At 73.8% G+C, this 13,833-nt stretch carries 9 protein-coding genes and 1 pseudogene; 5 read left to right on the forward strand and 5 right to left on the reverse strand.

All coding sequences use genetic code 11. The features are described from left to right. Nucleotides 1–228: 228 nt before the first annotated feature. On the forward strand, nucleotides 229–4,635 hold the full coding sequence (locus GA0070622_RS23635) for a S8 family serine peptidase (protein WP_091578807.1): 4,407 nt from the start codon (nucleotides 229–231) through the stop codon (nucleotides 4,633–4,635). A gap of 265 nt (nucleotides 4,636–4,900) precedes the next feature. On the opposite strand, the gene GA0070622_RS23640 is transcribed toward GA0070622_RS23635, so the two are convergent. After that, nucleotides 4,901–5,389, reverse strand: a complete 489-nt coding sequence (locus GA0070622_RS23640) for a winged helix-turn-helix domain-containing protein (RefSeq protein WP_091578809.1) — start codon at nucleotides 5,387–5,389, stop codon at nucleotides 4,901–4,903. Between the two features lie 295 nt (nucleotides 5,390–5,684). On the opposite strand from GA0070622_RS23640, the pseudogene GA0070622_RS33730 reads away from it, so the two are divergent. After that, nucleotides 5,685–5,918: pseudogene (locus GA0070622_RS33730) on the forward strand (hypothetical protein); the annotation flags it as partial. A 30-nt stretch (nucleotides 5,919–5,948) separates the two neighbouring features. Here the strand turns inward: GA0070622_RS33730 and GA0070622_RS23650 are convergent. Then, nucleotides 5,949–6,980, reverse strand: a complete 1,032-nt coding sequence (locus GA0070622_RS23650; RefSeq protein ID WP_091578811.1) for a sigma-70 family RNA polymerase sigma factor — start codon at nucleotides 6,978–6,980, stop codon at nucleotides 5,949–5,951. 106 nt (nucleotides 6,981–7,086) lie between these two features. Here GA0070622_RS23650 and GA0070622_RS23655 point away from each other — a divergent pair, with 106 nt between their 5' ends. The 3 genes from GA0070622_RS23655 to GA0070622_RS23665 all read left to right on the forward strand — a co-directional run bounded on the left by GA0070622_RS23655 (nucleotide 7,087) and on the right by GA0070622_RS23665 (nucleotide 11,604). Further along, nucleotides 7,087–7,917 (forward strand): alpha/beta fold hydrolase, encoded by an 831-nt coding sequence (locus GA0070622_RS23655; RefSeq protein WP_091578813.1) that lies wholly within the window; start codon nucleotides 7,087–7,089, stop codon nucleotides 7,915–7,917. Between the two features lie 176 nt (nucleotides 7,918–8,093). After that, nucleotides 8,094–11,291, forward strand: a complete 3,198-nt coding sequence (locus tag GA0070622_RS23660; protein ID WP_141684618.1) for a hypothetical protein — start codon at nucleotides 8,094–8,096, stop codon at nucleotides 11,289–11,291. A gap of 85 nt (nucleotides 11,292–11,376) precedes the next feature. Then, entirely contained in the window at nucleotides 11,377–11,604 is a 228-nt protein-coding gene (locus GA0070622_RS23665) for a hypothetical protein (protein ID WP_091578815.1), read from the forward strand. A gap of 42 nt (nucleotides 11,605–11,646) precedes the next feature. On the opposite strand, the gene surE is transcribed toward GA0070622_RS23665, so the two are convergent. Genes surE through GA0070622_RS23680 form a run of 3 tightly spaced genes read right to left on the reverse strand, consistent with a single transcriptional unit; the run spans nucleotide 11,647 to nucleotide 13,663 of the window. Further along, nucleotides 11,647–12,477 carry a 5'/3'-nucleotidase SurE gene (gene surE / locus GA0070622_RS23670; RefSeq protein WP_091578817.1) on the reverse strand — a complete coding sequence of 277 codons (831 nt, stop codon included), beginning with the start codon at nucleotides 12,475–12,477 and terminating at the stop codon, nucleotides 11,647–11,649. Then, nucleotides 12,467–13,408 carry a 1-phosphofructokinase family hexose kinase gene (locus tag GA0070622_RS23675; RefSeq protein WP_245666770.1) on the reverse strand — a complete coding sequence of 314 codons (942 nt, stop codon included), beginning with the start codon at nucleotides 13,406–13,408 and terminating at the stop codon, nucleotides 12,467–12,469. The genes surE and GA0070622_RS23675 overlap by 11 nt, the downstream gene beginning before the upstream one ends. A gap of 42 nt (nucleotides 13,409–13,450) precedes the next feature. Further along, nucleotides 13,451–13,663, reverse strand: coding sequence for a hypothetical protein (locus GA0070622_RS23680; protein WP_091578819.1), 213 nt, complete (start codon nucleotides 13,661–13,663; stop codon nucleotides 13,451–13,453). Between the last annotated feature and the right edge of the window lie 170 nt (nucleotides 13,664–13,833).

Consider the following 13,833-nt stretch of genomic DNA (forward strand, 5'->3'; position numbering starts at 1 on the left):
CGGTCCGCGATCGGAGGGCCTGTTGGTGACAAGTTGCTCACGTACGGTCATTGATCGTCCTTCGGTGTCGATCATAGTGTCCATTCAGGTGACCGGCGTAGACCCGCACGGCGCCTAGGGGGCCTGGGGGGTTCGTCTCAAACCGGAGTGACCAGTCGGGAGCGCAGCTCCTGGCCCTTCTGTCATGGCTCGAACATCCGCGGGTCATCGGAGGAGGAGGCAGCACCGATGCTGAGACGTCCACACCGAAGGGGCCTGGCCCGGCGGCTGGTGAGCGCGGGGGCCGCCCTGGTGCTCGCCGCGACCGCACTGGCCGCCACCGGCACCGGAGCACAGGCGCAGGCCGGCACGGGCGCCGGCGCCACGGCCGGCGACAAGATCCGCCCCGAACTCACCCGGCAACTCCAGGGCAAGAGCGAGGGCGACTTCTGGATCCACTTCTCCGCCCGGGCCGACCTGGGCAAGGCCGCCGCGACCAAGGACTGGAACCAGCGCGGCGCCGCCGTCGCGGCGGCGCTGCGCAAGACCGCCGCCGACAGCCAGGGGAAGATCCGCGCCGAGCTGGACCGCTCCGGCACGAAGTACCAGACGTTCTGGGCGACCAACGCCATCAAGGTCACCGGCGGCTCGCTGACCATGGCGCAGAACTTCGCCGCCCACGCCGAGGTGGACGGCATCTACGCCCCGGTCGAGTACAAGCTGCCCGAGACCACTCCGGGCACCGACGAGAAGGCGCCGAACGCCCTGGAGTGGGGCATCGCCAACATCAACGCCGACGACGTCTGGTCCCAGTACGGCGTGAAGGGCGCCGGCATCACCGTGGCCAGCATCGACAGCGGGGTCCAGTTCGACCACCCGGCACTGGTGAACTCCTACCGGGGCAACAACGGTGACGGCACCTTCGACCACGACTACAACTGGTTCGACGCGGCCGGCGAGTGCGCCACCGCGCCGTGCGACTCCGACGGCCACGGCACCCACACCATGGGCACCATGGCCGGCGCGGACGGCGCGAACCAGATCGGCGTCGCCCCCGAGGTCAAGTGGATCGCCGCGAACGGCTGCTGCCCGACCGACGCGGCGCTGATCTCCTCCGGGCAGTGGATGCTGGAGCCCACCGACCTCAGCGGCCAGAACCCGGACGCCAGCAAGCGGCCGAACATCATCAACAACTCGTGGGGCACCACGGCGCCGTCCAACGAGCCGTTCATGGAGGACGTCACCGACGCGTGGACCGCCTCCGGCATCTTCGGCGTCTGGTCCAACGGCAACAACGGCCCGTCCTGCCAGACCAGCGGCTCGCCGGGCAGCCTGGCCAGCAACTACTCGGCCGGGGCGTACGACATCAACAACAACATCGCCAGCTTCTCGTCCCGGGGCACCGGGCAGAACGGCGAGATCAAGCCGAACATCTCGGCCCCCGGCGTGAACGTCCGCTCCAGCGTGCCGACCAACTCGTACGCCAGCATCAGCGGCACCTCGATGGCGGCGCCGCACCTGGCCGGCGCGATCGCGTTGCTCTGGTCGGCGGCGCCCACCCTGGTCGGTGACGTCGCGGCGACGCGCGCCCTGCTCAACGACACGGCGACCGACAAGGCCGACACCCAGTGCGGCGGCACCGCGGACGACAACAACGTCTACGGCGAGGGCCGGCTGGACGCGCTCGCGCTCGTCGCCGCCGCCCCGATCGGGGACAACGGCACGCTGGCCGGCACGGTCACCGACGCGGCCACCGGCGCCGCGATCGCCGGCGCGACGGTCACCCTGACCGGCGCGGCGGACCGCACGCTGACCACCGGCGCCGACGGCACGTACTCCTCGCTGCTGCCGGCCGGCGACTACCAGGTGGTCGTCTCCGCGTTCGGCTACGCGAGCCGCACCCTCTCCGCGACCGTCACCAAGAACACGACCACCACGCTCGACGTGGCGCTGAGCGCGGTGCCGAGCGTCACGATCGGCGGGCAGGTCACCGACGGGTCCGGCCACGGCTGGCCGCTCTACGCGAAGGTGAGCGTCGAGGGCACGCCGATCTCCGACTACACCACGCCCGCCACCGGCCGCTACAGCCTGACGCTGCCGTCCGGGTCGACCTACCGGCTCACCGTCGAGCCGCAGTACGCCGGCTACCTGACCGTCACCAAGGAGGTCACGGTCGGCGCCGGCAACCTCACCGCCAACATCGAGGTACCGGCGGACCCGGAGGCGTGCACCACGGCGCCCGGCTACACCGTCAGCTCGGACGGCGAGTACGAGACGTTCGACGGCACCGGCGTGCCGGACGGCTGGTCCGTGGTGGACAACGCCGGCACCGGCCAGGTCTGGGAGTTCACCGACAGCGGTGAGCGCGGCAACCTGACCGGCGGCAGCGGCACCTTCGCCATCATCGACAGCGACAACTACGGCAGCGGCGGACAGCAGGACACCTCGCTGGTCAGCCCGGTCGTCGACCTGACCGGGGTGAGCGCCCCGGTGATCCGGTTCAACCAGGACTACAACTGGCTGAACAGCGACCGCGCGGACGTGGACCTGAGCCTCGACGGCGGCGCCACCTGGAGCAACGTGCTCCGGCAGGCGGCCGACGTGCGCGGCCCGAAGGTGACCGAGATAGCGATTCCGCAGGCGGCGAACCAGTCGCAGGTGCAGGTGCGCTTCCACTACTACAACGCCAGCTGGGAGTGGTGGTGGGAGGTCGACAACGTCCTGATCGGCAGCAAGCTCGTCTGCAAGCCGGTCGCCGGCGGCCTGGTGCTCGGCCACGTGCGCGACAAGAACGACAACGGCTACGTCAACGGGGCCACCGTGACCAGCAAGGACCGCCCGGCGGAGAAGGCCACCACGGTCGCCACGCCGGACGACACCGAGCTGCCGGACGGCTTCTACTGGATGTTCTCGTCGCTGACCGGCAAGCACCCGTTCACCGCCAGCGCGGGCAACTACGTCAGCCAGACCAAGCAGGTCACGGTCGAGGCGGACTGGGCCACCGCGGCGAACTTCCAACTCGCCGCCGGCCGGCTGTCGGTGCAGCCGACCTCGCTGACCGGAACGGCCCGGATGCCGAGCGGGAAGGTCAGCAGGACGTTCACCGTGACCAACACCGGCGGGGCGCCGGTCGACGTCGAGTTCGGTGAACGCGACGGCGGGTTCGTCCTGCAACGGGCCGACGGTTCCCAGCTGTCCGAGCAGGCGCTGCTCGGCTCGACCGGCGCACCGGCGCAGCGGCTGACCGCCGCCACGTCGTTCGCCGCCCGCTCGTCCGGCAAGTCGTCCACGGGCGTGACCCCGGCGGCCGGCCCGCAGGCGGACCCCTGGACCGCCATCCCGGGCTACCCGGCGAACGTGATGGACAACCGGGTCGTCACCGTCGACGGCAAGATCTACTCGATCGCCGGCGGCGACGGCACCACCTCCAGCGCGAAGAACTACCGGTACGACCCGGTCGCGCAGACCTGGTCCGGCATCGCCGATCTGCCCGGCGCCCGCAACGCCGTGACGGCCGGTGTGGTCGACGGCAAGATCATCGTCAGCGGCGGCTGGGGCGCCTCCGGGCCCGACGGCACCACCTGGTCGTACGACCCGGCGACGAACACCTGGACCGCGCGGGCGAGCAACCCGGCGCCCCGGGCGGCGGCGGGTCAGGCGGTCGCGGGCGGCAAGCTGTACGCGATCGGTGGCTGCACCACGGCCAGCTGCCTGCCGATGTCCAACTCGGTGGTCCGCTACGACCCGGGCGCGGACACCTGGGAGACGTTGCCCGCCTACCCGAAGTCGGTGGCGTTCCTGTCCTGCGGCGGGATCGACGGCACCGTCTACTGCACCGGCGGCAACGACGGGACGGTGTCGCAGAAGGCCGGGTACGCGTTCGACCCGGGCGCCAACGCCTGGACCCCCATCCCGGACGCGCCGGCCGACAGCTGGGCCGCCTCGTACGCGGTGGCGAACGGCAAGCTCCTGGTCGTCGGCGGGTCGCAGGGCGGGGCCATCACCAACGCCGGCTTCGCGTTCGACCCGGCGACCGACTCGTGGGCCAACCTGCCCAACGCCAACGCGCCCCGCTACCGGGGCGGCGCGGCCTGCGGGTTCTACAAGGTCGGCGGCTCGTCGGGCGGCTTCACGGCCACCAAGGACAGCGAGGTCCTGCCCGGCTTCTCGGAGTGCGCCGAGGGTGCGGCCGACGTCAGCTGGCTGACCGTCGACACGTCGAAGGTCACCCTGGCGCCCGGTGAGAAGGTCACCGTCACGGTCGGCATGACCGCGAACGTCGACCAGCCGGGCACCTACTCGGCGTCCGTGGTGATCAAGGAGAACACGCCGTACACGGTGCCGCCGGTGGCGGTCACCATGATCGCGCAGCCGCCGACCACCTGGGGCAAGTTGTCCGGGACGGTCTCCGGCAGGAGCTGCCAGGGCGCCACGGCGGCGCTGCCGGGCGCGACCGTCCAGGTCGACTCCTGGGCGAACTCCTACACCTTCACGACGGACGCCGACGGCCGGTACGCCTACTGGATGGACCGGCGCAACAACCCGCTCACGCTGATCGTCGCCAAGGACGGCTGGAAGCCCCAGACGCGCCAGACGAAGATCAGCTCCGCCACGCCCACCGTGGAGGACTTCACCCTCTCCCCCGCCCGCTGCTGACCCCAGCGGCAACCCGATCGGCCCGCCCGGTGCCCCGCACCGGGCGGGCCGCTCCACATCCCCCCACCCCCGTTCACCCCTCGCCGCACCTCGCCCTTCACCCGCGCCCCGAGCGCCGACCCGGCGATCATGGAGTTGTGGCACCTAACAAGGCGCGCGAATCCGGGCGAATCAGGCGCCACAAGTCCAAGATCGACGGAATGAGGCGGCGCGACACGGCACGCGGGCGCACGGCCGGCGGTGCACGGGAGCGCCGCGCCAGGGGTCAGGACGGGGTGAGGCGGAAGCCGACGCCTCGGACGGCGTGGATCGTGGCGGGGGCGCCCAGGCGGCCGAGCTTGTGCCGGATGCGGCGGACCACGGAGTGCATGTCGGAGCCCCGGCCGAGGTGGTCGTTGCCCCACACGGCCCGGTGCAGCCGGGCGTACGTCCAGACCTGGCCGGGGGTCCCGGCGAGACAGACGAACAGGTCGTGCTCCAGCGGCGTCAGCCCGACCTCCCGCTCCCGCCAGCGCAACACCCGCCGGTCGGAGTCCACGGCCAGTTCCAGCCCCGGCGTCGGTGCGGCGGGCTCGGCGTCCCCGGCCGGGGCGAGCGGCGCCGGCGGCCGGCGGACCAAGTCGAGGAATCGGCGCGCCTGGTTGGCGCTGGAGACGATCAGGAACGACTCGGTGCCGCCGAGCAGTTGGGCGAGCTGCCGGCGCTCGGCCGACGAGGACGCGATGCCGATGACCAAGGACGGTATCCCTGTCATCCGTTCCCACCTTTCCGGCAGGCCGTGGCGCAGCGCCGAGCAATTACCCGCGCCCATTCCGGCGCCGGCGATCGAGCCGTTCACCGGGCGCGGCGGTTGCGGGGGGCCGGGCGCGGTGAACGGCGTGAGGCGTGCTGGAGCTGCGGTTTCGTGAGGCTTCGGGGCGAGCTACCGGGGATCATATAGCCGTGCACCGATGATTGGTATAGCAGTTAACGTCGATGTAACTGCGGTCGGCAAGATGACCGGAAGAAATTGCGTCACCGCCTGTCGGGGAGCCGACGGGGCGGTACCGATGAGAACCGGGCCGTACCCCGGTCCAATCCGGGTGACCACGCTCCTGCTCGTCCTGGCCGGCGGCACGCTGACCCGCGCGGACGTGGCCGTCCGTTGTGCCGAGCTGGCCGAGGCGCTGCGGGGCCGGGGCCGTGGCGTGGTGGTCTGCGACGTCTCCGGCGTCACCCGGCCGGACCTGGTCACGGTCGAGGCGCTGGCGCGGCTGGGCCTGACCGCCCGCCGGTTCGGGTGGCGGCTGGAGGTCCGGGGCGCGAGCGTGGACCTATGCGACCTGGCCGGCCTGCTCGGGCTGGCCGGCGCCCTCCTCGAGCCGGGCCGGCAGGCCGAAGAGCGGGAACAGGCGGTCGGTGTCGAGGAAGTGGTTGAGCGACGTGATCCGGCCGCCGGAGAGCCCCAACACGATCAGCGACCAGGGCACGTGCCCTGAGTCGGGGTCGCGCCGGTACTGCCCGAACGCCGGCATGCCGTTGGCCGCCACCGGCACCAGGCGGGAGCCGCGGCAACCGCTGCCCGTACCGGTCATCCAGGCCGTGATGTCGTCGGGACCGCGCAGCCACAGCGGCACCGGCGGCATCGACAGCGTCGCGTCCTCGTGCAGCAGCGCGGTGAGCGCCGTCAGGTCGTACGCCTCGAACGCGCGCACGTAGCGGGCCAGCAGCGCCTGCTGCTCCTCGTCGAGGGGGCGGCGCGCCTCGGCGCCGGTGTCGGCGGACGCGATGGTGGCCCGGGCCCGCTGCAGGGCGCTGTTGACGCTCGCCACCGAGGTGTCGAGCAGCTCCGCGACCTCCTGGGCCGACCAGGCCAGCACCTCCCGCAGGATGAGCACGGCGCGCTGCTTCGGCGGCAGGTGCTGCAACGCCGCGACGAACGCCAGGCGGACCGACTCCCGCCCGGCGACCACCTCGGCCGGGTCGCCGGCGGAGGGCAGGACCCGGTCGTCCGGCACCGGGCCGAGCCAGATCTGCTCCGGTCGCGGCTCGCCGGGGTGGGTCGCGGTGCCGCTGCCGGCCGGGCCGAGGTCCATCGGGCGGACCCGGCGCTGCGCGCTGGCGGTCATGTTCAGGCAGACGTTCGTCGCGATCCGGTACAGCCAGGTCCGCAGCGCGGACCGCCCCTCGAACCGGTCGAAGTTGCGCCAGGCCCGGACGAAGGTGTCCTGCACCGCGTCCTCGGCCTCGAAGGCCGAGCCCAGCATCCGGTAGCAGTAGCCGGTCAGCTCCGGCCGGTACGCCTCGAGTTGCGTCTCGACAGGGACGCTCGCCACGTCGCTCACCCCGCCGAAACTAGCCCACATGCTGCGCGAACGCGAACACCCGAAGACCCGGGGCGTGGGCACCGATGAGTCCGCCCGTCCCGGCCGGTCCACAGTTCGTCAGCACGGAACACACGAGGAGCGCGAGATGAGCACCACGCAGCACACCGCCGAGACCACCGCCCCGGGACGGTACGCCGACGTCAACGGCGTCCACCTCTACTACGAGACGCACGGGGCGGGCCGCCCGATGATCCTGCTGCACGGCGGCCTGATGTCGGGCGAGCTGTTCGCGCCGATCCTGCCCACGTTGACCGCCACGCACCAGGTGATCCTGGTCGACCTGCAGGGCCACGGCCGCACCGCCGACGTGGACCGGCCGCTCGACATGGCGCTGATGGCCGACGACATCGCCGCGCTCATCGACCACCTCGGGCTGGACCGGCCGGACCTGGTCGGCTTCTCCCTCGGCGGCGGCGTCGCGATGCAGGTGGCGTTCCGGCACCCGGAGAAGGTGGGCCGGCTGGTCTCCGCGTCGGCGCACATCCGGCGGGACGCCGTCCACCCGGAGCTGCTGGCGCAGCAGGGTCAGGTCACCGGCGCGGCGGCCGAGTTCATGAAGGACACCCCGATGTACGAGCTGTACCAGCGGGTCGCGCCGCGCCCGGAGGACTTCCCCCGGCTGCTCGACAAGATCGGCGAGGCGATGGCGCAGGACTTCGACCTCACCGAGCAGGTACGCGGCCTGCGGGTGCCGACGCTGATCGTCGCCGCCGACGCGGACATGGCCCCGCCGAGCCACTACGTCGAGGTGTTCAAGCTGCTCGACGGCGGCCTGCGGGACGGCGGCTGGGGTGGCGAGGGCCGCCCGGCGGGTGGGCACGCGCTGGCGATCCTGCCCGGCCTGACCCACTACGACATCGACCAGTCGCCGCTGTTCGCCGCCGTCACCCTGGCTTTCCTCGACCAGCCCCGCTGACCGCCCCGGGTTGCCACGGGTCGGCCGCGCCGCCGTCGTGCCCTTCCGACGACTCCGTCGATCATGGAGTTGTGGCACCGCGCGAAGGCCGCGAAGGGGGCATCCGAGGCACCACAAGTCCAAGATCGACGAGTTCGGGCGCGAGGACCGCGGGCGGTCGGCACTAGTATGCGAGCGTGGCTCGGGTTCGGAGTCCGTACGCGTTGGTGGCCGCCGCTGTGGCGGTGCTGCTCGGCGCGGGCGTGGCCTGGGGTGTCGACGACGCATTGGGGCTGAGCCACACCCCTGCCGACGTGCCACGGGAGACGGTCGTGGCAGCGCCGCTCCGGCCGGCCGTGCCGCCGCCGCCGCTGTCCTCGATCGTGGTGCCCGACCACGTCCGCGCGCGTAAGGCCGCCGCAGCCGTGGCGGACGCGCTGTCCGCACGGGGCCGTCCCCGCCCCACCGTCACCTGGACCGCACCGGACCGGGTCGTGCCACCCGCGCCGACCACCGGGCCGAGTACCCGCCCGGATCCGGCGAGCACGCCGCCCGCGCCGACCACCGGCCCAGGCGCGAGGAACACGTCGGCGGTGACCACGCTCCGGGCGGAGCTGCGTGCCGGCGACGCGCCGGAGTCGTACCGGATCGGTGTGCGGCGCGCGGAGTTGACCGTCACCGGCGACCTCGCGGGCGTCACGGCCGGGCTCTACCGGCTGGCCGACCGGATCCGCTCCGGCGCTGACGTGCTGCCGGCGGCGGAGACGGGCCGCCCGGTCGCGCCCCGCCTGGGGCTGCGGTTGACCGACGCCGGGTCGGTCGGCCGCGAACCGGATCCGGCGGCGTTCGCGGCCGGCGACGACTACAGCCTGAACACCGACGTGGTCGCCCCGGCACTGCTGCCCCGGGCCCCCTGGGTGGACGCCGCCGCGGTGGCCCGGATCGACGCCCAGTTCCGGCAGTTCGTCGACCACGCCGTCGCGCGGGGCTACAACGGCGTCGTGGTGCCGGGCTTCCTGGAGTACGTCACGTTCGCCGGCGTCGGCGACGGGCACGCCGTCTACCCGGCCGGGGACCCGCACGTCGACCGGGCCCGGGCCATGGTCGCGGCGTTCGGCCCGGTCTTCCGGTACGCCGACGAGATGGGGCTGCGGGTCTTCCTGCTCACCGACATGCTCGCGGTCTCGCCGCCACTGGAGGCGTACCTGAGCAGGACGGTGGGCGGGCTGGACACCACCGACTCCCGACTCTGGGACGTCTACCGGGCCGGGCTGACCGAGCTGTTCGAGAGCATGCCGTTCGTCGCCGGCCTGATGGTCCGCATCGGCGAGGGCGGCGAGGTCTACGCCGGCAGCGGCTGGGACTACACGTCGAAGCTCGCGGTCACCACGCCCGCCGGCGTCCGCGCCATGCTGCGGGCGCTGCTCGACACGGCGGGACCGGCCGGCAAGGAGATCATCTTCCGGACCTGGACGGTCGGCGTCGGCGCGGTCGGCGACCTGCACACCAACCCCGACGCGTACGCCGAGGTGCTGGGCGGGTTCGACGACCCGCACCTGATCGTGTCCACCAAGTACACGCTCGGGGACTTCTACAGCCACCTGCCGTTGAACACCACGCTGCTCGGCGGCGCGCACCGGCGGATCGTGGAGTTCCAGGCCCGGCGCGAGTTCGAGGGGTTCGGCGCGCTGCCCAACGACCTCGGCCCGCTGCACCGCGACGCGCTGCGCGCGTTCCTCGCCGCGAACCCGCGCGTCGAGGGCGTGTGGAACTGGACCCAGGACGGCGGTCCGCTGCGCGCCGGGCCGATGTCGCTCTACCTGCGCACCGGCTTCTGGCAGCTCTACGACCTGAACACGGACGCGGTGGCGCGGCTGGCCTGGGACCCGGACACCGACCCGGCCCAGGTGACCGCGGAGTGGGCGTACCGGACGTTCTCCGCCGACCCGGCCACCGTGGCGGCGATCGGGCAGGCGATGGCGCTGTCGCGGGCCGCGGTCACCACGGGCCTCTACGTCGGCCCGTACGCGGACACGTCGGTGCGGGCCCTCGGGCTGGAACCGCCGCCGATGATGTGGATCTTCGAGTGGGACATCCCGACCGGTGACTCCGCCGCCCTGGACAGCATCTACGCGGTCGCCCGCGACCGGGTCGACGCGGCGGTCGCCGAGGGCGACGAGGCCGTCGCCACGGCCCGGCGGATGCGCGACCTGGTGGCCGCGACCGACCCGGCCACGTGGCGGGACGCCGGCCTGCGGCAGCGGTTCGTCGACACGCTCGACTACCAGGTGGACCTGTTCGTCACGCTCGGCGCGTACCGGGCCATGGTGCTGCGGCACGCGCAGTGGCTGGACACCGGCGCCGACGCCGCGTACGCGCGCTGGCGGTCGGCCGCCGACGCGTACCGGGAGGCGCGGGACCACCACCGGCAGCGCTACGGCGGGGACCTCGACCTGCCGGCGTACCGCTTCACCGCGGCCGACCTCGGCGCGCAGCGGGCGGACCGCGACCCGGCGATGGCCTGGGTGGCGCGGGCGCTGCTGGTCCTGGTCGCGGTCGTGGTGGGGTGGGGTCTGCGGGGGCGCGGGCCGGGCGGCGTTGCGGCCCGGGCCCTGCTGCTCGGCGCGCTGCGCCCGTGGCGGCTGGGCGCGTTCCCGGCGCCGGCGTCCCGGCTGGACCGGGTGCTGGTCTGGCTCGCGCCGGCGGTGGTGCTGGTGGGGAGCCGGCTGGCGTTCACCTGGTTCGCCGCGCCCGCGCACCTGCTGGTCACGCTCGGCGGGTGGGCGCTGTTCGCGCTGGTCGCCCGGCTGGCGGTGGGCCGGCGGGACCCCTTCCACCTGTGGGCGGTGCTCGGCGGGGTGGCGGTGCTGCGCAGCGCCCTGCTGCTGGCGGTGCTGGCCGGGCGCGGACCGGGCCGCTACTGGTTCGTGTTCTGGACCGCGCCGGCCCGCCGCGCGGTCTACCTGACCGTGGCGGTGGCGGCGTTCTGCTGGCTGTTCGTGGCGACCGCCGTGGTGCTGCGCGACCGCTACGGGCTGGCCCGCCGCCGCGCCGCGGGGCGGACGCTCACCGCCGCCGGGGTGCCGCTGGCGGTGCTCGCCGGGCTGGTCGCGTCGGTCGGCGCGGAACGGGCGCTGACCGTGTGGAACGACCAGATTGCACTGCTGCCGTGGGGGTTGTCCCGGATCCTCGGCATCACCGTCTACCTGGGCGTCCCGGTGGACCTGCCCGGGTGGGCGGCCGGCGCCGGGGTGGTCCTGGCCGTGGCCGGGCTGCTGCTGGCGGCCGGCCGTCAGGTCAGCGGGGACGGCGACTCCGCGCCGGGCAGCAGCAGCCGAGGTGCGCCGGAGCCGTCGGCCGGCACCGACCAGACGTCCGGGCTGCCGTCGTCCTGACCCACGCCACCGCCCCGGCCGGGACGGTGTGCCACCTCCCGTCCCGGGGTACCGCAGAGTCAGGAGCACCGGTGAGGAGGACGAGATGACCGACCCCAGGTACGCACCGATCGGGCTGGCCGCCGCCGGGCGGCTGGTGCCCGACGACGGCGAGACCGGCGGCGGCGAGGTCGTCGGCGCGGACGACGCGGCAGCCGACGCCGCCCGGGCCGGCGCCGACGTGGACCTGTCCGCGGCCACCCGGGACAGCGACGGCACCCCGGTCGGGGCCGCCGACGCCGAGGCCGACCGCGAGCGGGCCGCCGACGAGTGACCGACCCCTGGCCCCGCCACCGTCGACCGGTGGCGGGGCCTTTCACCTGTCGATCGGCAGTTCCACCTTGGGCAGGTGGCCCAGCGCCCGCACGGCGGTCACCGCGGCGTAGCCGTCGGCCAGCCACGCCAGGTCGGTGCCCGGGACGGCCCGCGTCGCGTTCTCCTCCACCGCCGTCCGCACGAAGCCCTCGCCACGCTCGGCGACGGACACCTGCACCTGGCCGAACGGGGCCAGGGTCGCCTGCCGCAGCCCGGCCACCTGGTCGGCCGGGAGGTCGGGAACGTTCAGGTTGAGCACCGTGCCGGGGTCGGCGTCGAGCAGCCAGGGCAGCAGCGTGGCGGCCAGCTCGGCGGCGGTGGACCAGTGCCGGGACTCGTCGTCCACGGTGTCGAGCACCGCGATCGCCGCGCCGCCGCTGCCGGCGCTCGCCGCCGCCGGGGTGAGCACGTCCAGCGAGACGGCCAACGCCCGGATGCCGCTGTTGCCGGCGGTCAGCGCCGCGCCGACGGTGCCCGAGTGCAGGATCGCGTGGCCCGCGTTGGCGCCCCGGTTGATGCCGGACAGCAGCACGTCCGGGGCCGGCCCGAACACGCCGAGCCCGGCCAGCACCGCGATGTACGCCGGGGACGCGGCGACCGCGTACGCCGGCACGTCGGGCAGCCCGTCCAGCTCCGTGCCGGTGAAGACCAGCCGCCCGTCGTCGGTGACCGCGGACAGCGCCGCGCTCATCCCGCTCGCCTCGGCCTGCGGCGCGGCGACCACCACGTCGAGCCCGCGCTCGTGGGCGGCCCGGGCCAGTTCCCGGATGCCGGGGGCGTGCACGCCGTCGTCGTTGGTCACCAGCACCCGGGCCGGCCGGTCACCGGTCATCGTCGCCGCCCTCCAGCGGGGTCAGCCGGACCCGGCCGGCGAGTTCCCGCACCGCCTCGGCCCGGCCGGTGCCCAGTCCGTGGCGGGTCACGTTGAGCGCACCGGCGGCGGCGCCGACGGGCAGCGCCTCCCGCATGTCACCGCCGCGGGCCAGCACCGCGGCCACGCCGGCGGTCATCGAGTCGCCGGCGCCCCGGTGGTCGGCCAGCTCCAGCGGCGGCGCGTGCACCAGCAGCGCCTCGCCGTCGTCGAGCAGCGCCAGCGCCGGTTCCCCGGCGCGACTGATCAGGACGAACCTCGCGCCCCGCTCCTGGCACCGGCGGCCGGCGTCGCGCAGCGCCTCGACGCTGTCGTCGGTGGCCAGCCCGTCGTCGAGCAGTTCCTCGTGGCTGACCTTGAGCACGGTCACGCCGCCGTCGAGCACCGCCTCCAGGTACGGGCCGGACAGGTCCGCCACCACGGTCCCACCGTTGGCGGTCAGGTCGGCGGCCAGCCGGCGGTAGATGTCCGGGTCCACCACCTGCGGGTCGGCGGGGCCGCTGAGCACGCTGACCGGTGCGCGCAGCCCTTCGGTCAGCGTCACGGTGTACAGCTCGTCGATGTCGTGGCGCACCATCGGCGCTCCCGGGTGCTCGGCGATCTCGGTCCGCTCGCCGTCGCGCCGGTCGTGCACGTACCAGCCGGTGCCCGACTCCCGCCGGACCACGCGGACCGTCACGTCCTCGTCGTCGAGCAGCTTGCGGACCGCGTCGCCGACCTCGCCGCCGAGACCGACGCACATCGTCACCGGCACGCCGAGCGCCGCGATCATCCGGGTCTGCCACACCCCCTGCCCACCCGGGTGCAGATGCAGCTCGGTCGCGCCGGCCTGCTGCTCGATGGTCACGGTCAACAGCGGGGCCGGGGCGAACACCATCACCTTCTGGTCCATCAGCCTGTGATGCCCGCCGACCGGCCTCGGTAACCCCCCAGGTCAGCGCGTACGCGCGGCCGTACGGCGGCGCCGCAGGTACGGCAGCGCGAACAGGTAGAGGCCGCTGGCCAGAAGCAGGGCGAGCGGGAGCAGCGGCACGTAGGAGACCCACACGATCGGGTCCTTCCGGGCCAGCGCGACGAAGGTGATCACGACGGTCACGGTGAAGGCGACGGAGAACCAGCGGTGCAGCTGACGGATGCGCGTGTCCATGGATGGTGGCCTCTCGCCGGTGGCCTCCCCGGCGGGGACGCCCGTGCCGGAAACGCTAGGCCCGCCCACCCGCCCGAGGCTTCTCGATTCCTGACCGGTCGAGGCCGCGCCGCCGGCCGGCCGCACACGCGACGGGTTGCCGGGCCGCCCTACCCTGCCGACAACAGCAG

Source organism: Micromonospora sediminicola (genome assembly GCF_900089585.1).
Lineage (GTDB): Bacteria > Actinomycetota > Actinomycetes > Mycobacteriales > Micromonosporaceae > Micromonospora > Micromonospora sediminicola.